The organism is Haloarcula salina (genome assembly GCF_049603855.1).
GTDB classification, from domain to species: domain Archaea; phylum Halobacteriota; class Halobacteria; order Halobacteriales; family Haloarculaceae; genus Haloarcula; species Haloarcula salina_A.
In genome coordinates this window covers 1,471,246-1,490,684 of the sequence record NZ_CP187146.1, presented here as the reverse complement: position 1 = coordinate 1,490,684, position 19,439 = coordinate 1,471,246, and the positions used below count along the sequence as shown (strand labels likewise).

Sequence of the window (19,439 nt, the reverse complement as noted above, 5' to 3'; positions counted from 1 at the left end):
GAAGTCGCTTACGCGATGGTCGTGTGCTCGGACTCCTCGTTGAGCGCGAGATTCGTCGCGATCTCGGCGCTGCGGACGGCGAACTCGGCCGTCTGCTGGAGGCTGACGAGCACTTCGCGGACCTCCAGGAGGTCCTCGTTTTCCATCTCCGGCAGGTCGCTGAGGATTTCGTGTTCCTTGTCGCCGATCTCCTTGTAGAGTTCCCGGACCTCGATGGCGGTATCGTAACTGCGGTCGACGGCGGCCTGGACCGCGAGCTCCGTGATGTCGTTGACCTGGTCGGTGAACTCGCGGATGCGCCGCATGGTCGAGCTGTCGACCTCGAGCGAGTGGTCCTCCGTCTCCAGTGCGATTTCGGCGATGTCCTCGGCGTTGTCGGCGGTCAGTTCGAGGTTCTTCGCGATGGAGCGGTAGCCAATGAGCGGGAAGCCGTCCTCGAGGCCGATGGCCCGCGCGAGGTTGGGGTTCTGGTAGGCCGTGAAGATGAGGCGAAGCAGGAGCACGAAGATCTTGTTCGCCTGTCGCTCCCGGTTGAGCGCCCGCTGGGCGAGGTCCGGGTTGCCGTGGGCGAGTGACTTCACCGCCTCGTTTCGCATCGTCGACCCGGTCGATTCGAGACGTTCGAGGAGGTTGTCGAGCGTGAAGTCCTCGGGGTCGACCGAACAGCGGATCGCGATGCGGTCCGGCGTCTCCTCGATGACGCCCAGGCCCATCAACTGCGTCTCGGCGTTGTACACGGCGTTGATGTGCGAGGATTCGAGCGTCTCGCCCTCCGGCGCTTCCACGTGAATGACGCGCCGGCCGAGCACGTACTGGGCGACGATGGCCCGCTCGACGGATGCCGCGTCGAGGTTCTCCGCATGGATGATCGCCTCGGACTCTTCGGTCTGGACCGACTCGGGCATGACGGTCAGCGTGCCCTTACCGCCCATCCGCAGCGAGACTTCGTCGCCCTTTTCCACGTCGTGTGCGCTGGCCCACTCCGCCGGCAACGTCATCGCGAGCGTCGACGGGCCCAACCGCTGCACTTTCCGCGTTTCCATATGTCCTTTGTCGGTCGGCAGATACCTTAATCTTGACTATACACCATAAAATTCTCCGCCCGGAATATCATGGGACAGTGACACAGGGCGTCAGACCACTTCGACGAGTCGGCGCTCGTGGCGGCCGACGCGGACGCGCAGCCAGCCGCGCAGTTCCGCGTCGAGGTCGGTGTCCCCGGTGTCGACGCGGAGCGTTCCGACGCCGTCGAGCTTCCGTCGGGAGGCGACGACTTCGAGGTCACAGCGCCTGATGACCGCCGGCGAGAGCTGCTGATTGCCGCGGCCGAACACGAACCCCTGGCCGCCGATGGGCGACACCACGATGACGTTCCGCTCGCCGAGCGCGTCGAGGATGTCCGCCTCTGCGGCGTCGCGGACGAGCACCTCGCCGTCGCGCCACACGTCGACGCCGAGCGTCGTCCCGGCGAAGCCCAGTTCGGACTTGATCGCGCCGACGGTGCTCCCTGGCCCGAGGACGTACGTGACCCCCTCCTCGACGGCGTCGGCGACGCCCTCGGCGAGCGACGCGACGCTCCCGCCGCCCAGTTGCTTCGCGGACTGGCGCTGGTCGGCGACGGGGACCGTCGCGACGGCCCGCAGTTCCGTGACGACTTCGCCGCCCCGGTAAGCGTCCTCGTCGATGTCGTTGACCTCCGCACGCTCCGTCTCGGAGAAGCGGGCGACGATGCGGCCGGCCGCTCGCGGCGACACCCCGAACACCGAGGAGTAGACCTTCACGCCCGCGGGGACGCCCAGTATCGGCACGTCGGCGTCCAGTTCGTCGAGCGTCTCGGCCACGTCGACCGCCGTGCCGTCGCCGCCGACGAACAGGATCACGTCCGCGTCCGCCTCGACGAAGGCTCGGACCGCGTCCCGAGTGTCCTGGCTCGTGGTCTCCTCGGGGTCCGCCGGGTCACCGACGACGGTGGGTTCGAAGCCCGCGTCGCGAGCGACCTGTTCGCCCATCGGCCCGCCGTACGTGAGCACCTCGACGGCCGCCCCGCTGTCGGCGAGCGACTGTAAGGCCGTCCGCGCCCGCTCGGGCGCTCGCTGCTCGGCTCCCCGGCGGCGCGCCTCGTCGACTTTCCCGTCCGTGCCCTTCAGGCCGACGCGGCCGCCCATGCCCGCGATGGGGTTGACCACGACACCGATTCGTCGCATTCGAGCGGTGGTAGGCGACCCCGCGGCAAAAGGGGCCCGGGAGCGTGCCTTTCAAGCCACCCCACACAGAAGTGGCTCCTATGTCACTGCTACTCCAGAGTTCCGTTCAGACCGGTGTCATCAACGCCTCGGGGGCGGCCATCACGCTCGGCGGCCTTCTGCTGACCTTCCTCTGGCTGAACTACCTCTACCGATAGCTACTCGGCCGGCGACTCGACGCGCTCGCCGAACCACGCCGCCGCCCGCTCGACCAGTTCTTCCTCCGTCCCCTCGAACCGGATCGTCACGTACTCGCCCGGATAGCTCCCGACCTTGACCGGGAACTGCTCCTGGACCGCCGCGAGCCTGTCGAGCAGTGCGCTCTCCGGTTCGGCGGCGTCGACGGTGCGGACGTAGCGCTGCTCCCCGGTGAACTCCGATTCGATCTCCTCGAACATCCGCTTCATCTCCGCCGGGACGCCGGGCAGGACGTAGCAGTTCTCGACGACGCAGCCGGGGGCCACCCCCTCGTGGTTCGGCAGGACGCGGGCCCCTTCGGGGACCTCGCCCGTTCCGTCGGTCAGGTCGTCGCGGGTGTAGCCGCCGTGTTCCTCCAGCCACGCGAGGGCCTCCTCGCTCTCGACCACGTCCCGTCCGAACGCCGCCGCGACGGCCTCGATGGTCTTGTCGTCGTGGGTCGGCCCCAGGCCCCCGGTGACGATGACCGCGTCGTACTCCGCGTGATACTCGTTGACGACGCGGGCGATGTCGGCGGTTTCGTCGGGGACAACGGTCGTCCGAGCGACGGTGACGCCGCGCTCGGCGAGCGCTCGGCCAAGCCACGCGGCGTTCGTGTTGACCGTCTCGCCCGCGAGCAGTTCGTCCCCGACAGTGACTACCGCGACGCGCATACGCCCCGTTAGCCCGGGAGACACAAATACTGTCGGTCGCGAATCACGGGGCCGCGGCTGGGAGAGTGAACAGCAAAGGAGTGCTCCGTCAGGGATTTGAACCCTAGTCATCACCGTGAGAGGGTGATATGATTGGCCGGACTACACCAACGGAGCGTACACTGATTCCTTGCGGGGAGGAACGTATAATCATTGCGTTTCGGCCCCGCCCTGTGTCGGTTTCGCATGAGAACGGGAAACGGTCGACGACGGCGCGGCTTCCCGCGGTCGGTTCCATCGCAGAAGCCCTCGTCATCGACGGGGCGTGCCTCACTCGTCGTCGAACGGCGACCCGGCGGCGTCCGGTTCCTGGCCGGAGAGGCTGATGATGTTCTCCCGGCCCACCCGGAGCTTCGAGATGTCGCCCTCCTCCTCCATGTCCGAGAGGAGCATGCTCACCTTGGACTTCGACCAGTCGGTGTTGTCGACGATGTCGACCTGCTTCATCCGTCCGCCGTTGTCTTCGAGCAGATTGATGACGCGGTCGCTGTCGGTGAGCAGTTCCTCGTCGGACACCGCTGGCTCGGTCTCGGCTTCGGCATCGCCTTCGGCTGCTGCCGGCGCGTCGGTCGTCTCGGCGGCAGTCACCGATTCCCCGCCCGTCTCGGCGGCCGGACCTCCGTCGCCGTCACCGCCCAAAACGCGAGCCACGGCACCGGAGCGCCAGGCCGCCGCGCCGCCGACGGCGAGAGCGAGGAGGACGAGGGCGGGCAGCAGCCACGACGGGCCGCCGCCTCCGGCAGTCGCCGGGGTCCCAGCGGTCTGGCTCTCGTCGGGCGAGTCCCCGCCAGTCGCGCCGGCCGCCGTTGCCCCGTTCTCGCGCGGTTCGAGTTCCACGTACGGACGGCGGTCGTTGAACGACCGCTCGCCGTTCCAGGTGACGCTCTCGCTCCCGCGGAGGTCGTCAGGGGCGCTCTGTGAGTCCGGGGCCGGTCGCACGTCGGCGAAGGCCAGTTCGGGCCCGCGCTCGAAGACGAACGACTGGCTCTCACCGATGTAGAAGCCGCCCTCGAACACGTCGCTGACGAGCACCGAGCCGTCGGAGACGACGGCGAAGTTGTCCCAGCGGAAGGACATCCTGACCGCGCCCGTGCTCTGGAGCGGATCGACCGACGCCGACCGCTCGTAGTGGCTGGCCGACATCTCGCGACCGGTCGTGTTCGTCCCGTACCGTGTCAGCAGCGTCGACTGCTCGACGAAGTTCCGGTACAGCGGTGTCTCCGTGTTCTCGAACTCCTCGGCGAAGGACTCGAACTGCGACTGGTCGGACTCGTTTTGCAACGGCGTCCGGTGTTCGATCGTCCACGTGGCCGACCCGTTCCCGTACACCGTCACGCGGAACGTCGTCTGATCGAACCCGTCGGGCGTCTGCATGCGGGCGCTCGCGTCGCCCTCCTGTGCCATAGCCGGGAGCGCCACGCCGCTCCCGAGCAGAAGCATGGCAACCAGACCGGCGACCACCGGACGTAACATCTGTCGTATATCATCGATGGACCGCATAAAAGCGCTGTGAATGGGGGCGTTCTCCGTCACGACCCGGACGATGTCCCCGGGTTTTACCCGTCGGCCACGTCTGTCCGTGCTCCAGCAGGCAGGGGTGGCTACAGTCGATAAGTCGAGCGCGCCCCGCCCATGGGCGGAGATACGGCTCTCCGTTCGCGTGCGGAAGAATCACGTTACGACGGCGAATTGGCAAGAATTTCCGGAGGGTTATTTAGAGAGGAGGTGCATCGAACGATAACATATGGGACTCGTCGCGAATGCTGGGGGTAGTCGGGCGGCCGTGGTTGACCGGCCGGGCGCAGTCGCGGTGGCCGCCGTTCTGGGCTACCTCGTCCTCGATCTCGTCGTAAAGCTCTCTGGAATCAGCGTGTTCTTCCTCGGGATGCAGGTGCTGGGTGGCTCGCTCGAACTCGGCTCGCTGCTCTCGATGGTCATCGACGGCCTGCTCGTCGGGCTGGCGGTCGGACTGGCCGGCATCGGGCTGTCGATGACGTACAGCATCCTCGACTTCGCGAACTTCGCCCACGGCGACACCGTGACCGCCGGGGCCTTTCTGGGGTGGGTCGCCGCCTACATCGTGGCCGGACTCGGAACCGGCGCGCCGATCGCCGAACTGTTCATGCTCAACTCCGGCCGACAACTGAGCACCGTCTCGACGTTCGTCCCGGTGCTCCTCGGCCTCGTAATCGCGGGGGTCGGGAGCGTGGGCGTGACGCTGCTCGTCGACCGCCTCACGTACCGTCCGATGCGGAACGCGGACAACATCTCGCTGCTGATCGCCTCCATCGGCGTCGCCCTCGCGATGCGCTATCTCATCGCCTTCGTCTTCGGCACGCAGACCAGCGGCGTGGCGAGCGGCGGCCTGCGCATCACGCTGCTTGGTACCGTCTCCATGACCGACAACGAGGTCACGCTACTCGTCGTCAGCCTCCTGCTGATGCTGGCCGTCCACCTGCTCCTTCAGCGGACCAAACTGGGCAAGGCGATGCGGGCGATGGCCGACAACGAGGACCTCGCGCGCGTGACCGGCATTCCGACGGAGCGGGTGATCCGGCTGACGTGGATCCTCGGCGGCGGCCTCGCCGGCGTCGGCGGCTACCTGCTCGTGCTGGAGAGCGGTACGATCTCGTTTAACTTCGGCTGGATCCTCCTCCTGCTCATCTTCGCCGCCGTCATCGTGGGCGGCATCGGGTCGATCTACGGCGCGATGGCCGGCGGCGTCCTCATCGGCCTGGTCGACAGCCTGGCCCTCATCTGGCTGCCGTCCGGGCTGACGCGGGCGGCGGCGTTCCTCGTGCTCATCGTCGTCTTGCTGCTTCGCCCGTCCGGGATCTTCGGGGGGGTGACGACGGCGTGAGCGTGGCCGACTCCGTCCGAGACCGCCTCGACACACTCCCCGACATCGGGCTGGTCGCCGGCTTCATGGGCGCTATCTGGGCGATCATGCTCGTGCTGGCGCTCGCCGTCGGCGGTGCGGAGTGGGCGAACCTCGCCGCCGGCTTCATCGGCAGCGTCACGGTGCTCATCGGCGGCTACGCGATCCTCGCGCTTGCCCTGAACCTCCAGTGGGGGTACACCGGGCTGTTCAACATCGGCGTCGCGGGCTTCATGGCCGTCGGCGCGTACACCACGGCGATTCTGACCGCTCCGACGGACCCCGCGGCCGGCGCGGTCGCGGGACTCGGTCTCCCGCTGTGGATCGGTCTCATCGGCGGGATGCTGATGGCCGCGATCATCGGCGGACTGGCCGCCTTGCCCGCGCTCCGACTGAAAGCCGACTACCTCGCCATCGTGACGGTGGCGCTCTCGGAGGTCATCCGGCTGATCGTCAACTGGAACGGGCTGGCCGAGTTCACGCTGTTCGGACGAACGCTCGGGACCGGCGGCGCGACGGGCATCTCCTTCGAGTCGGCGAACGGCGTGGCCGGCTCGCTCGTCGACGGCGTCGGCGCGCCGATCGCCGCCGCGTTCCAGAGCGTCGGCGTCTCCGCGCCGAACCTCGCGAACCTCACGTACGGCCTCATACTCATGGCGGTCGTGGGCGCGAGCTACTGGGTGTTCGCCCGTCTCACGAACTCGCCGTTCGGACGCGTGCTGAAGGCCATCCGCGAGGACGAGACGGTGACCCAGTCGCTCGGGAAGGACACCCGGCTGTTCAAGATCAAGACGTTCATGATCGGCTGTGCGCTGATGGGGCTGGCCGGCGTCCTGTTCCGCGGCCAGGCCGGCTACATCAGCCCGAGTCAGTTCCGGCCGACGATCACCTTCTACGTCTTCGCGGCGCTCATCATCGGCGGCTCCGGGTCGAACACCGGAAGCATCCTGGGGGCGGCGACGTTCTCCGGGCTGCTCTTTTACCTGCCGGCCCGGATCGGCGAGAACGTCCCGCTGGGGACGCGCGCGCCGAGCAACGTGGTCGAGGCCGTCGCCGCGCTCGGCTCGCTCGACCCGCTCCCGCTGGTGGCGTATACCGTCGGCAACGTCAGCACGCTCCGGTTCGTCCTCATCGGCGTCGTCCTCATCTACATCATCCAGAACCAGCCCGAGGGACTGCTCGGCCACCGCAACGAACCGGCCGCGAGCGTCGATCTGGACCGGAGTCGAGCCGAGGTCGGAGGTGAGACGGATGAGTGAATCAGCGGAGACACGGCGGCAGACGACGGCGGTCGACAGCGAGAGCATCGAGGACCCCCTGCTGGAAGTCGACGGCCTCCGCAAGCAGTTCGGCGGCGTCGTCGCCGTCGACGGGGCCTCCTTCGCCGTCGGCGAGGGGTCGCTCACCGGCCTCATCGGCCCGAACGGCGCGGGCAAGTCCACCACGTTCAATCTCATCACCGGCATCCACGAGCCGACCGGCGGACGCGTCACCTTCGACGGACAGGAGATCACGGGGCTTCCACCGTACACACTCGCGAATCGCGGACTGGTACGGACGTTCCAGATCGCCCGCGAACTGTCCGACATGACCGTCCTGGAGAACGTGATGCTCGCGCCGGACGACCAGGTCGGAGAGTCGGCGATTCGCTCGGTGCTGCCGGGCCTCCGCGACGACGTGATCGCCGACGAGGAAGCAGTTCGGGACCGCGCGTGGGAGACCCTCGACTTCTTCGAGATCGACCACCTCGCCCACGAGAACGCCGGGAACCTCTCGGGCGGCCAGCGGAAGCTGCTTGAGATGGCGCGGGTGCTGATGACCGACCCGGAGATGGTGCTGCTCGACGAACCGCTCGCCGGCGTGAACCCGACGCTGGAGGAGAAGCTACTGGAGCGAATCCACGAGCTCCGCCGCGAGCAGGGGCTGACCTTCCTGCTCGTGGAACACGACATGGACGTCATCATGAACAACTGCGAACACATCATCGTCATGCACCAGGGGAGCGTCCTCGCCGAGGGGGACGCCGAGGCCATCAAGTCGGACGAGCGCGTGCTCGAAGCGTACCTTGGAGGTGAGGTATGAGCCAGCGCGCGACGGTCTCCGAGGAGGTCACGCTGCCCGACCCGTCTGAGCGCCTACTTGCGATTCGGAATCTCGACGCCGGCTACGGCGACCTGCAGGTCCTCAGCGACGTGCACATGGACGTGGCCGACGAGGAGTACGTCGTCATCGTCGGCCCGAACGGGGCGGGCAAGTCGACGGTGATGAAGTCCGTCTTCGGGCTGACGACGTACATGGGCGGACAGGTCGTCTTCGACGGGACGGACATCAGCGAGCGTAACCCGGACGAGATCATCTACGAGGGGATCAGCTACGTCCCGCAGACGGGCAACGTCTTCGGGTCGCTCTCCGTCCGAGAGAACCTGGAGATGGGCGCGTACATCCTCGACGAGGTCCCGGAAGGCCGCATCGAGGACGTGTACGATCGCTTCCCCATCCTTCGCGAGCGCTCCGAACAGGACGCGGGGACGCTCTCGGGCGGCCAGCAGCAGATGCTCGCCATGGGGCGGGCGCTGATGCTCGACCCGGACCTCCTGTTGCTCGACGAGCCATCGGCCGGTCTCGCGCCGGACCTCGTCGAGGACATGTTCGACCGCATCGACCGCATCAACGACGACGGCACGGCGATTCTGATGGTCGAGCAGAACGCCAAGGAGGCCCTGCGTCGCTGTGACCGCGGCTACGTCCTCGTCCAGGGCCAGAACCGCTACGAGGACGAGGGGTCGGTGCTGCTAAACGACGAGCAGGTGCGACAGGACTTCCTCGGCGGGTAACGGCGAAAAAACGACTCCGCGAGCGGCCTACTGATTCATCGCGCTGTTGATCTCGGACGTGTAGGACGACTGCTGCTGCTCGAAGCCGACCTGGTTCATCACGGTCCCGCCGCGTTCCTCGAACGCGCTGACGAAGGCCTCCTGGAGCGCCTGCCCGTAGCTGTTGTTGAGATACAGCGTCGACGCGGTCTCTGCGCCCATCTCGGACATGCCGACCTGGGCGAGCACCTGCCCCTGCAGGGCGTCGCTCGGCGGGGTACGGAAGATGTAGTCGTCGTCTTCGAGCCCCGTGAGCGTCGGCGACGTGGACGCCGGCGAACAGCCGACGACGCCGCTGTCGACGAGGACGTTCCGGGCGACCTGGATGGACACTTCGGAGCTCGCGGCCCCGGTCAGCGAGGGGTAGCCCGCGCTGACGAGGGAGTTCGCGGCGTCGATGCCGGCCTGCGCGACGGACTGGGTGTCACCGACCTGGTAGTCGAACTCGAAGTCGACCTGGTCCTGCAGTTGCAGCGCCGGGAGCAGGGCGGCGTCCCGGATCGGCTTCCCGAGCGGACCGAGGTCGCCGGTCTCGGGCATCAGGACGCCGAAGCTGACCGTTCGACCCGCGTCGCTGCCGGACCCGCTCGGCTCCGGCTGTGGGAGTTCGCCGCTGCTTTCGAAGTCGACGGTGTTGAGCGTCTCGATGCCGCCGCCGTCCTGGAAGCCGAAGACCTGGTACTGCGCCGAGGCCATGTCCCCGTTCTGGTCGAAGTTGACGGTGCTCGATGCGCCCTCGTACTGGATGTTCTCGCCGGCGGCGGCCGCCTCGACGGCGGCCGGTAGCTCCGACGGGCCGTACGCGTCGCCGCCCGGATTCGCGACGACGCGCATGTGGTCGCGGATGGCCTGTCCGTCGTTCTCGCCCGCGAGGAGGTTCGCGAGGATCTGGACGGCCGTCGCGTCGTAGGCCTGGGACGTGAACACGCCCGGTTCTTCGTAGTCGAACTCGGAGGTGAACTGCTCGGTGAACGTATCGACGCCGGGGCCGGCCGCCGAGGGCGCGGTCCCGCGGACGTTCGACATGTCGTTACCGACGTTGCTCGGGAGTTCGCCGTCCTGCAGGCCGTCGGTGACGAGGATGTCCGCGGCGTCGTCCCCGTAATCGGCGTAGAAGTCCTTGAACAGCTGGACCCCGCTCTGGGGGTAGCCGACCACCATCAGCACGTCCGGCGACTCGCCGCCACCGCCGCTCCCGTCGCCGGTCGCGGTTCCGGTGCCGCCGTCGCTACCGCCATCGCCGCCGTCGCCGCCATCGCCACCGTCACCGCCGTCTGTCTGCTCCGTCGAACAGCCTGCGAGTCCGCCGAGCAGGCCGACCGTGCTTACCGCTCCAGTACGTTTCAGAAATAGTCGTCGGCTGGTATCTCGACTCATACCTACCTATACAACACTCGCGCTCTCATAAAACAGTATCCTAGCGGACGGCGGGAATCGGCAGTCAGCGACCCGATTCGAGTGCTGGTCTCGTAATATTTACCGGTCGAGCCGTCGGGAGAAGTGACGCTCTGGTGAGACGTTCGTCGCGGCTCCGGGACTGCGCGAAAAAATGTCGAGTGCTGTCCGTTACTCGAAGTGACCGACCGACTTCTCGTACTCTTCTGCGACCTTGTCCCAGTCGACGACCTCGAAGAAGGCGTCGATGAAGTCACCGCGAGCCGGACCGTAGTCGTAGTAGTAGGAGTGCTCCCAGACGTCGAGCGCGAGGATGGGGTGTGCGCCCCAGAGCGCGCCCTGGTCGTGCTTGTCGACCTTGACGTTGCGGAGCTGCTTGGCGACGGGGTCGTAGACCAACAGCGCCCAGCCGCCGGCGGCCGAGGCCGCGGCCTCGAACTCGCCCTTCCAGCCCTCGTAGGAGCCGAAGTCCTCCTCGATGCGGGCACGCAGGTCACCCTCCGGCTCGCCGCCGCCGTTGGGATCCATGTTCTCCCAGAACAGCGTGTGGAGGTAGTGGCCACAGCCGTTGTGGGTGACGTTCCCGAGCGCGCCGGCGCTCGACGAGAAGTCGCCCGCCTCGCGGTTCTCGGCGAGTGTCTCCTCGGCGGATTCGAGACCGTTTACGTAGCCCTGGTGGTGGGTGTCGTGGTGCCAGGTGAGCACCTGCTCGGAGATGTGGGGCTCCAGCGCGTCGTAGTCGTACGGGAGCGGTGGCAGTTCGGGATTGGAATGTTCGGACATATGAAAACGCCTCCATCGAGACCTGTCGCGCGGCTGCCTGTTAAACGTTTAGGAGACGTATGGTATCACCACTCACGCACACGCTGACGGAGTGGTGTCCAGCCGTGGTTCGCCCGATCTCGGGCCGGGGTCTGACCGGTGTCAAAGGACGGCACATTCATTCGGGCCGTCACGAGCGCCGTCGTGTCAGTCGTCGCCTCTCGCCCGCTCGAACATGGCCAGCGCTCGCTCGCGGCGTTCCCCGTGGTCGACGACCGGGTCCGGGTAGTCGGGCGCGGCGTTTCGTCGCTGGGTGAGCGAACACTCGTTCCAGTCGTGGATGACTTCGGGGTCGGTGTCCCGGAGTTCCGGGACGTACCGCTTGATGTACGCTGCCTCGGGGTCGTAGTCCTCGCCCTGCGTCATCGGATTGAAGATGCGGAAGTACGGCTGGGCGTCGGTCCCGGTCGACGCCGCCCACTGCCAGCCGCCGTTGTCGTTTGCCGTGTCGTGGTCGACCAGTTTCTCGCGGAACCACTCGTAGCCGTGGCGCCAGTCCACGAGCAGGTCCTTCGTGAGGAAGGAGGCGACGATCATCCGCACGCGGTTGTGCATGAACGCCTCCTCGCGGAGCTGGCGCATCCCGGCATCGACGATGGGATAGCCCGTCTCGCCGTCCTTCCACGCCTGCAGGAGGTCCTCGTCGTTCTCCCAGTCGATGGGGTTCTCGTAGGACTTGTAGTTCGACGTGACGACGTTCGGATGGGCGAACAGCACCTGCGTGTAGAACTCGCGCCACGCGAGTTGTGACTGGAACTCACGGACAGACTCCCGCCGGTCGCCGCCGACGCCCTCCGCCGCCCCCTCAGTGCGCTCGTAGACCTCGCGGATACCGACGGTGCCGAACTTCAGATGCGGGGAGAGTCGAGACGTGCACTCCTCGGCCGGGTAATCGCGGCGTTCGCCGTAGCGGTAGACGTCCTCGTCCAGAAATTCCTCGAGCAGGTCGCGAGCCGCGTCGGCCCCGGCGACCGGCACGTCAGCTTCGGGTTCCTCGAAGCCGAGGTCGTCGAGCGTCGGCAGGTCGTCGCCCGCTACGGACGCCAGCGCGTCGGCGTCGGGCGCGTCGTAGGGCGTTTCTTTCTCCCGGTCGTGCCACTTCCGTCCGAAGTAGGTGAACACGCTGTAGGGGTCGCCGTCGTTCGTCGTGATCTCGCCCGGTTCGTGCAGGACGGCGTTCTGGACGGCCTCGCGGGCCACGCCGGCGTCGTCCAGCGCCCGTCGGACCCCCGCGTCGCGCTCGCGGGCGAGTCCGGAGTAGTCTTTGCCCCACGTCACCGTCTCGGCGTCGTACTCCGCGGCCAGGTCCGGCAGTACCTCGCACGGATCTCCCTCAGCGACGACGAGGTCGCTCGCGCGCTCGCGGTACCACGCCCCGAGGCTGTCGAGCGCGTCGAGCATGAACGCGACTCGCGGCGGTCCGGCGTGATCGAGGACGGCCCTGTCGAAGACGAACACCGGGACGACGGGGTCCGACGGAGTCGCCGCCGCGAGCCCGGCGTTGTCCGTCGCCCGCAGGTCTCGTCGGTGCCAGTGGAGGCGCATACCCAATAGACGCCCTCGCCCCAGCAAAAGGTACTGCCCAACGGTATCGGTTCGCGGCTCGCTGACAGTCACCACAGTTATCTCCGTCCCGGGTGTCGACTCGCCCATGTCCGAGGACCTTGTCACGCGCTCGATCGACGGGAACGTGACGACGGTGACGCTGAACCGTCCCGACGCGCGTAACGCCCTGTCGAAGCGACTGGCCGAGGAACTCACCGACGCGTTCGAAGCGGTCGACGAGGGAGACGCGCGATGCGTGGTGCTCGACGGCGCGGGAACGGCGTTCTGTGCCGGCGGCGACATCGAGGCGATGCTCGACGGCGTCGAGGGCGAGCAACCGTCCGCCGAGCGCGTCGACAGCGTCCTCGCCGCGATCCACGACGCGATCCAGGCCGTCCACGGCTGTGATCGCCCGGTCGTGGCAAAGATCGACGGCCCGGCCTTCGGGGCCGGCGCGGGCCTGGCGCTCGCCTGCGACGTGCAGTTCGCCAGCCCCGACGCGAAGATCGGCTTTGGCTTCCGGCGCGTCGGTCTGGCCATCGACTCGGGCGTGTCGTACTTTCTGCCGCGGATCGTCGGCCCGAACAAGGCCAAGGAACTGGTCTTCACCGGCGAACTCCTGGACGCGGACGCGGCCCGCGAACTCGGCCTGTTCACCCGCCTGTTCGAGGCCGACTCCTTCGAGCAGGGCGTCGAGAACATGGTGACGACCATCGCGGAGGGACCGACGGTCGCGCTGGGACAGGCAAAGCGCCTTCTCGACCGTGGCACCGAGGCCTCGCTGGAGCAGGCGCTCGAAAACGAGGCCGCCGCCCAGGGGCTCGCGTTCACGACCCGCGATCACGAGGAGGGGGCCCGCGCGTTCGCCCAGCGGCGGGAGCCGTCGTTCGAAGGGCGCTAGTTGACGCGGCCGAAAGCGTCACAACTGGCGCTACGCGAGTATCTACATGAACGACGACACGCCCAACTGGGAGTTCACCGAACGAGACGTAACCATCCTCAGAGAACTCTCGGCGGACCCACATCGATCGTCCCGTGAACTCGCCGACATCCTGGAGGCGGAGTACGACATCGACGTCTCTCACGTGACCGTCAGCGAGTCCATCCGAAAGATGCGCGACGAGGGCGTGTTCCGGGAGGCCATCATCCCGAACGAGGCGCTGTTCAACTTCGCCCTCTTCGAGTTCAAGTTCAATCCCGAGCACTTCGCTGACTCGTGGCACGACGCGATGGTGTCCATCCGCGACGACCGCCACACGCTCTTTTACTTCCTCTCGGACGGCGAGTACCAGTGGAAGTCGGTGATGATGTTCCCGAGCCGGACCGCCGAATCGCGCTGGATCCACGACTTCTACAAGGAACACGGCGAGGTGGTCCTGAACGTCCGCAACTCCGTGGTCCACAACGTCTTGAAGTTCCGCACGGACCCGGAGATGTACACCGAACTCGACGGCGAGACCACGCTCGAACCGTAGGCGAGCGCGCGACGACGAGCGCCAGACCCGGGAGACAGAGAAAAAACGAATCGAGAGAGACGAACTAGATCGGCGAGGGGACCGTTACAGCTTCCGTTCGGCGTCTTCGGCCAGTTCCTTCATCCGCTTGCTGACGCGGCCCGCGTCCGAGAACTCGTCTTCGCTCATCGCCGTCGCGAGCGAGTTCCCGAGGACGAACACGGCGTGTTTGTGCTCGCTCTTGGACTTGTGGACGTCCGAAGGGCGCACGTCGAGTTCCTGGTAGGCGTCGAACAGGTCCGGGTCGACGGAGTCCATCTCGTCGCGGAAGTACTCCATGATCGTCACCATCTGTTCGTGCAGTTCGAGAAGTTCGTCTTTGTGCATGGCTACACGTATGTGTTGGCAGCCGCATAAGAATTGCTTGAGAAGAGATACCAGACTCTCACGACCGCAGCCTCAGAAGACGTACTCGTCGTCGTGACCCATCATGCCGTCCTCTTCGAAGCCTGGTTCCTCGTCCTCGTCCTGCGGGCCGGAGGTCTTGTACGCCTTCAGCCCGGTCGACAGGAGGTCTTCGATTGCCTCCTCGCGGTTGAGGAACTCGCCCTGCTCGACGAGCTGAGCGATCTGCATCTCGAGATGTTCCGGGATATTGATCTCTACCTTGGGCATCGCAACATAGGGGGCTTCGACTATGCCCTATTTAAACTTGACGGGGGTCGGTACGGACTTTCGGAAATTTCAATTCCGAAACCGAGAGAGGATGTTCGCGAATTGGGACGTGAACTTCGCGCATCCTGAATCCGGGCCGCGCCGGGGCGTGCGACGGCCACACCGGACCGGACCGCGCGTGTCGCGGGGCGGTACTCGCTCTGTCGACGGCGCGCCGCCGCCGAGAATCGAGCGTATAGTTAGGCTCAAAGGTGCGCAATCCTAAGGCCTGGGTGATGGAACCACTGCGTGGTGACGAGACGACGGTTGGTGAGACAACGGTCGTCGCACGTGGGTGTCGCCTCGAGCGCGCACCGGTGCGGGCGTTCCTCGAAACGGACGCGCGTCCCCGGTTCTACTGGGCGGCCGGCACCGAGTCGATCGCGGCCCGTGGGAGCGCGGCGACCGTGACAGCGGACGGCGAGTCGCGGTTCGCCGACGTTCGGACCGGCGTCGAAGCGCTGTTCGAGGGCTGTTCGGTCCCCGACGACCTCCCGAGCGCGGCCCGCCCCCGGCTGTTCGGTGGGTTCGCCTTCCACAACGGCGACCACGACGGAGCGTCCCCCTGGACGGGCTTTCCCAGCGCGGCGTTCTTCCTTCCCGAGGTCCAGGTGACGGTCCGGGACGACGACGCGTGGCTCACGACGGCCGCGACGGGGCCCGACGCCGCCAGAGCGGCCGCCGACCGCCTCGACGAGTGGCGCGACCGACTCGCCGCGTTCTCCGAGCGGGACCCCGCCGGCCCGCCGGGAATTACCAACCGCGAGCGGACGCCGACGCAGGCGGGCTGGCGCGACCAGGTGGGCGCGGCGGTGGAGAGCGTCGCCCGGGGCGACCTCCGGAAGGTCGTCCTCGCCCAGAGTCTCCGGGTCGCCCTCGCCGCCGACCTCTCGGTCCCCGACGTGATGGAGCGACTCTCGCAGACCTACCCCGACTGCTACCGGTTCATGCTCTCGCCCGAGGCCGGCGGGACATTCTTCGGAGCCACGCCGGAACGGCTGGTCTCCGTCCGCGGGCGCACCGTCAGGACGGAGGCGCTCGCCGGCTCGACGGGGCGGGGCGACACGCCCGCCGAGGACGAGTGGCTGGCCGCCGAACTCCTGGACAACGAGAAGGACCGCCACGAGCAGAAGCTCGTCGCCGACGCCATCCGGGACCAGCTGGAACCGTTCGCGACGACGGTCCGCATCGGCGACCGCACCGTCCGCCGACTCGCTACCGTCCAGCACCTTCGGACCTCGATCACGGCCGAACTCGGAAGCGACGAGCACGTCCTCTCGCTGGTCGAGGCGCTCCACCCGACGCCGGCCGTCGGCGGGCTACCGCCGGACGCCGCGCTGCGGACGATCCGCGAGACCGAGGCGTTCGACCGGGGCTGGTACGCCGCCCCCATCGGCTGGGTCGACGCCGCCGGCAACGGCACCTTCGCCGTCGGCATCCGCTCGGCCGTCGCGACCGACCGCGAGGCGACGCTGTTCGCCGGCGCGGGCATCGTCGAGGACAGCGACCCCGACCGCGAGTGGGACGAAGTCCAGCTCAAGTACCGGCCGATTCTGGACGAACTGGAATGACCGCGCCGAACGTCAACACGCTGTGGGCGAAGACGCTCGTGGCCGAACTCGTCGCAAACGGCGTCGACGCGGTGTGTCTCTCGCCGGGGAGCCGCTCGACGCCGCTGACGGTGGCCTTCGCCGAACACCCCGAGGTCGAGGTGTTTTCGCACCTCGACGAGCGCTCGGCGGCCTTCTTCGCGCTCGGCCGCGGCCGGCGGACCGGGACGCCGACGCCGCTGGTCTGCACCTCGGGAACCGCGGCCGCGAACTACCACCCAGCTGTCATCGAAGCGAACCAGTCGGGCGTGCCGCTCGTGCTCCTGACGGCCGACCGGCCGCCGGAACTCATCGACAGCGGCGCGAACCAGACCGTCGACCAGGAGAAGCTCTACGGCGACGCCGTCCGCTGGTACCGCGACATGCCCGAACCGGAAGCCGAGCCCCGGAAGATGCGGATGCTTCGGACCACGGCGGCCCGCGCGCTCGCCGCGAGCACCGGGAGCGATCCGGGCCCCGTCCACCTCAACTGCCGGTTCCGCAAGCCGCTGGAACCGACTCGGGTCCCGGACGACCACCCGGCGAGCGTTCCCGACGACTGGGCCGGGGGGGACCGGGCGGCCGAAGCGGGCCGCGACGGGCCGTTCGTGGCGACCAGCGGCGGCGTCACGGCGCCCGGCGAGGACGCAATCGAACGACTTCAGGATGCTGTGACGACCGCCGACCGCGGCCTGCTCGTCGCCGGACCCGCGGACGATGGCCTGAGCGCCGACGCGCTGGAGCGACTGGCGAACGCGACCGGGTTCCCGGCCCTCGCCGACCCGCTGTCGGACCTCCGCTTCGGGCCGCACGTCGACCGACTCGACGTGCCGGTCTGTGCCGGCTACGACGGCTACCTCGGCACCGACGCGGTCGCGGCGTGGGACGACCCCGAGGTCGTGCTCCGATTCGGCGCGTCACCCACCTCGAAGCCGCTCCGGCGCTATCTCAGGGACGCCGACTGCCGCCAGTTCGTCGTCGACCCGACCGGTGGCTGGCCGGAGGCGGAGTTCACCGCGACGGACCTCGTCGTCGCCGACGCGGACGCCACCGCCGACGCGCTCGCCGCAGACTCGCTCGGGCGGGCCGATCCGGCCTGGCGCGAGCAGTTCGCGACCGCGGAACGGGTCCACTGGGACGCGGTCGAGGCGGCGCTCGACGAGACCTACTGGGAGGGCGGCGTCCTCGCGGACGCGACGGCGCTCGCGCCCGACCCGACCACGCTGTTCGTCTCCAACAGCATGCCCGTCCGCGACGCGGACCGCTTCGGGCGACCGCGGACTGCCGACCTCACAGCCCTCGCCAATCGCGGGGCCAGCGGCATCGACGGCATCACCTCGACGGCGCTCGGGGCCGGGAGCGCGACGGACGACCCGCTCGTGCTCGTCACGGGCGATCTGGCGTACTACCACGACATGAACGGCCTGCTCGCGCTTGGGCGCTGCGGCGTCGACGCGACCGTCGTCCTGCTCAACAACGACGGCGGCGGCATCTTCCACATGCTCCCCATCGAAGAGCACCCGACGTTCGACGAGCAGTTCCGCACCCCGCACGGCCTCGACTTCGAGCCGACGGAGGCACTCTACGACCTCGACTTCGAGCGCACGACCGGCCGCGAGGAGTTCCGCGAGCGCTTCACGGCGTCGCTCGAACGCGCCGGCACGCAGGTCATCGAGGTCCGCTTCGACGCCGGCGACAGCCACGCGGTCCGCGAGCGGCTTGCGGAGCGGGTCGCCGACCGACTCGCGGACACGTAACGGCGAAAACAGGCGACCGCAGTGTCACACCCGGAGCGCGGCGGCCGTCAGCAGCGAGAACCCGAACGGCAGCCACGTCCCGGCCAGCGCGAGCAGGCCGAGCAGCGAAAGCGGGCCGACGTTCAACACGAGCAGCGCCACCGCCGTCGCGAGGCTCCAGCTTCCGAACACTCCGATGGCGATGACGGGCTCGGACTGGAGGTAGCCGACCAGCATGACCGTACACAGCCCGATGACGACGTTGACCCACAGCGGGAACGCCGGCAGCAGCGCGCTGAACAGCAACACCGGGTAGAGGGCGAACGTGATTCCGAACAGCGTGAGTTCGCGGCCGGTCGGCATCTCGAACCGCCGTCTGCCACCGGTCGACGCGCGCTGGCGGACGCTGTACGTCGACGAGGCGCTCCAGACGCCGTCCCCGCCGCTTCCGCTCGTTGCCGCCGTTCCCCTGTTCCAGCCGTCTCCCGTTCGTGACGCGTCGTTGGCGGTTGCTGTGTCAGCAGCGCCTGCAGCTTCTTCGCCGGTCGCACCGTCCGTCGACCGGCGGTTCCGTTCCTCGGCGACCCGTTCGTCGGCTCGGCGCTCGCGCTCGGCGCGCGATCGCCCGCGCTTGCCGGTCTCGTCCGTGCTCGTCTGCCCGTCAGACCGGTCCGCGTCCGCGCCGGCATCGGTCGCGTCGCCACCGTAGCCCGCCTGCCGCGCGGCCGCCGAGACGGTGCTCCCGTCGCCCGTCCTGGCGGATTCGCCCGAGACGTACGCCTCGTGGCCGAGGCGGTCGTAGCGCGCTCGCTCGTCCGCGTCGGTGAGGACGTCTCTGGCTTCGATGAGGCGCTGTGTCGCCTCGCTCGCGTCGGCGTCGTCACTCACGTCCGGGTGGGTCTCCTTGAGCCGAGCGCGGTACGCCGCCCGGATGTCCGCGGTCGACGCGTCGGGGGTGACGCCGAGCACGTCGTAGAACGTCTCGGTCATCCGGCCGCGCTCACTCGTCCTCGACGCCGCCGCGCTGGTGGTTGTCTGTACGCCCGCTCTCTGGCTTCCCCTGCTCTTCCAGCGCCGACGCGATCCGTTCGAGCGCCCGGACGAACCGCAAGAGGACGTACACGACGGCGTAGGCGATCCAGGGCACGGCGACGACGATGAGCCCGAGGAGGATCTGCTGGACGATGAGGAAACTGTACGCGAGGACGGCGACCGACAGCACTGCCAGGACCGCCTGTATCGCGGTGTGGTTCCGAGTGGAGGGCATCGTGTTTCGGGTACACGTGCGCGATGGCAAAGC

General features: G+C 68.0%; 19 protein-coding genes and 1 tRNA gene. 8 read left to right on the top strand and 12 right to left on the bottom strand.

The window, feature by feature from the left end; all coding sequences use genetic code 11:
- Window positions 1-8: 8 nt before the first annotated feature.
- From ACOZ4I_RS07755 to ACOZ4I_RS07735, 5 genes are all read right to left on the bottom strand, one after another.
- Window positions 9-1,043: a PhoU domain-containing protein gene (locus ACOZ4I_RS07755; RefSeq protein ID WP_424004604.1), complete on the bottom strand. Its 1,035-nt coding sequence runs from the start codon at window positions 1,041-1,043 to the stop codon at window positions 9-11.
- Window positions 1,044-1,133: 90 nt separating this feature from the next.
- Entirely contained in the window at window positions 1,134-2,204 is a 1,071-nt protein-coding gene (locus ACOZ4I_RS07750) for an ATP-NAD kinase family protein (RefSeq protein ID WP_424004603.1), read from the bottom strand.
- Window positions 2,205-2,401: 197 nt separating this feature from the next.
- A complete protein-coding gene (locus tag ACOZ4I_RS07745; RefSeq protein ID WP_424004602.1) occupies window positions 2,402-3,094 on the bottom strand; it encodes a competence/damage-inducible protein A in 693 nt (230 codons plus the stop codon).
- Window positions 3,095-3,175: 81 nt separating this feature from the next.
- Window positions 3,176-3,250, bottom strand: a tRNA-Glu gene (locus ACOZ4I_RS07740).
- Between the two features lie 153 nt (window positions 3,251-3,403).
- Window positions 3,404-4,633 carry a helix-turn-helix transcriptional regulator gene (locus ACOZ4I_RS07735; protein WP_424004601.1) on the bottom strand — a complete coding sequence of 410 codons (1,230 nt, stop codon included), beginning with the start codon at window positions 4,631-4,633 and terminating at the stop codon, window positions 3,404-3,406.
- Window positions 4,634-4,877: 244 nt separating this feature from the next.
- Here ACOZ4I_RS07735 and ACOZ4I_RS07730 point away from each other — a divergent pair, with 244 nt between their 5' ends.
- Genes ACOZ4I_RS07730 through ACOZ4I_RS07715 form a run of 4 tightly spaced genes read left to right on the top strand, consistent with a single transcriptional unit; the run spans window position 4,878 to window position 8,845 of the window.
- Window positions 4,878-5,993 (top strand): branched-chain amino acid ABC transporter permease, encoded by a 1,116-nt coding sequence (locus tag ACOZ4I_RS07730; protein WP_424004600.1) that lies wholly within the window; start codon window positions 4,878-4,880, stop codon window positions 5,991-5,993.
- On the top strand, window positions 5,990-7,270 hold the full coding sequence (locus ACOZ4I_RS07725; RefSeq protein ID WP_424004599.1) for a branched-chain amino acid ABC transporter permease: 1,281 nt from the start codon (window positions 5,990-5,992) through the stop codon (window positions 7,268-7,270). Before ACOZ4I_RS07730 ends, ACOZ4I_RS07725 begins: the two co-directional genes overlap by 4 nt.
- Window positions 7,263-8,093, top strand: a complete 831-nt coding sequence (locus ACOZ4I_RS07720; protein WP_424004598.1) for an ABC transporter ATP-binding protein — start codon at window positions 7,263-7,265, stop codon at window positions 8,091-8,093. The genes ACOZ4I_RS07725 and ACOZ4I_RS07720 overlap by 8 nt, the downstream gene beginning before the upstream one ends.
- Window positions 8,090-8,845, top strand: a complete 756-nt coding sequence (locus ACOZ4I_RS07715) for an ABC transporter ATP-binding protein (protein WP_424004597.1) — start codon at window positions 8,090-8,092, stop codon at window positions 8,843-8,845. The genes ACOZ4I_RS07720 and ACOZ4I_RS07715 overlap by 4 nt, the downstream gene beginning before the upstream one ends.
- Window positions 8,846-8,872: 27 nt before the next feature.
- On the opposite strand, the gene ACOZ4I_RS07710 is transcribed toward ACOZ4I_RS07715, so the two are convergent.
- From ACOZ4I_RS07710 to ACOZ4I_RS07700, 3 genes are all read right to left on the bottom strand, one after another.
- A complete protein-coding gene (locus ACOZ4I_RS07710; protein ID WP_424004596.1) occupies window positions 8,873-10,261 on the bottom strand; it encodes an ABC transporter substrate-binding protein in 1,389 nt (462 codons plus the stop codon).
- Window positions 10,262-10,450: 189 nt separating this feature from the next.
- Window positions 10,451-11,062: a superoxide dismutase gene (gene sod, locus ACOZ4I_RS07705; RefSeq protein ID WP_424004595.1), complete on the bottom strand. Its 612-nt coding sequence runs from the start codon at window positions 11,060-11,062 to the stop codon at window positions 10,451-10,453.
- Window positions 11,063-11,248: 186 nt separating this feature from the next.
- Window positions 11,249-12,646: a cryptochrome/photolyase family protein gene (locus ACOZ4I_RS07700; RefSeq protein WP_424004594.1), complete on the bottom strand. Its 1,398-nt coding sequence runs from the start codon at window positions 12,644-12,646 to the stop codon at window positions 11,249-11,251.
- Window positions 12,647-12,752: 106 nt separating this feature from the next.
- On the opposite strand from ACOZ4I_RS07700, the gene ACOZ4I_RS07695 reads away from it, so the two are divergent.
- Together ACOZ4I_RS07695 and ACOZ4I_RS07690 are read left to right on the top strand one after the other, a co-directional pair.
- Window positions 12,753-13,547, top strand: coding sequence for an enoyl-CoA hydratase/isomerase family protein (locus ACOZ4I_RS07695; protein WP_424004593.1), 795 nt, complete (start codon window positions 12,753-12,755; stop codon window positions 13,545-13,547).
- Between the two features lie 46 nt (window positions 13,548-13,593).
- On the top strand, window positions 13,594-14,121 hold the full coding sequence (locus ACOZ4I_RS07690; RefSeq protein ID WP_424004592.1) for an Lrp/AsnC family transcriptional regulator: 528 nt from the start codon (window positions 13,594-13,596) through the stop codon (window positions 14,119-14,121).
- An 84-nt stretch (window positions 14,122-14,205) separates the two neighbouring features.
- On the opposite strand, the gene ACOZ4I_RS07685 is transcribed toward ACOZ4I_RS07690, so the two are convergent.
- Both ACOZ4I_RS07685 and ACOZ4I_RS07680 read right to left on the bottom strand, forming a co-directional pair.
- The gene (locus tag ACOZ4I_RS07685; RefSeq protein ID WP_162413889.1) at window positions 14,206-14,487 is read right to left on the bottom strand and encodes a UPF0058 family protein; all 282 of its coding nucleotides are present in this window, start codon (window positions 14,485-14,487) and stop codon (window positions 14,206-14,208) included.
- Between the two features lie 72 nt (window positions 14,488-14,559).
- Window positions 14,560-14,775: a ribbon-helix-helix domain-containing protein gene (locus ACOZ4I_RS07680; protein WP_162413888.1), complete on the bottom strand. Its 216-nt coding sequence runs from the start codon at window positions 14,773-14,775 to the stop codon at window positions 14,560-14,562.
- Between the two features lie 275 nt (window positions 14,776-15,050).
- Here ACOZ4I_RS07680 and ACOZ4I_RS07675 point away from each other — a divergent pair, with 275 nt between their 5' ends.
- Together ACOZ4I_RS07675 and menD are read left to right on the top strand one after the other, a co-directional pair.
- A complete protein-coding gene (locus tag ACOZ4I_RS07675) occupies window positions 15,051-16,385 on the top strand; it encodes an isochorismate synthase (protein ID WP_424004591.1) in 1,335 nt (444 codons plus the stop codon).
- A complete protein-coding gene (gene menD / locus ACOZ4I_RS07670; protein ID WP_424004590.1) occupies window positions 16,382-18,160 on the top strand; it encodes a 2-succinyl-5-enolpyruvyl-6-hydroxy-3-cyclohexene-1-carboxylic-acid synthase in 1,779 nt (592 codons plus the stop codon). Before ACOZ4I_RS07675 ends, menD begins: the two co-directional genes overlap by 4 nt.
- Before the next feature lie 24 nt (window positions 18,161-18,184).
- On the opposite strand, the gene ACOZ4I_RS07665 is transcribed toward menD, so the two are convergent.
- Both ACOZ4I_RS07665 and ACOZ4I_RS07660 read right to left on the bottom strand, forming a co-directional pair.
- The gene (locus ACOZ4I_RS07665) at window positions 18,185-19,129 is read right to left on the bottom strand and encodes a J domain-containing protein (RefSeq protein ID WP_424004589.1); all 945 of its coding nucleotides are present in this window, start codon (window positions 19,127-19,129) and stop codon (window positions 18,185-18,187) included.
- Between the two features lie 10 nt (window positions 19,130-19,139).
- A complete protein-coding gene (locus tag ACOZ4I_RS07660; RefSeq protein WP_424004588.1) occupies window positions 19,140-19,406 on the bottom strand; it encodes a hypothetical protein in 267 nt (88 codons plus the stop codon).
- Between the last annotated feature and the right edge of the window lie 33 nt (window positions 19,407-19,439).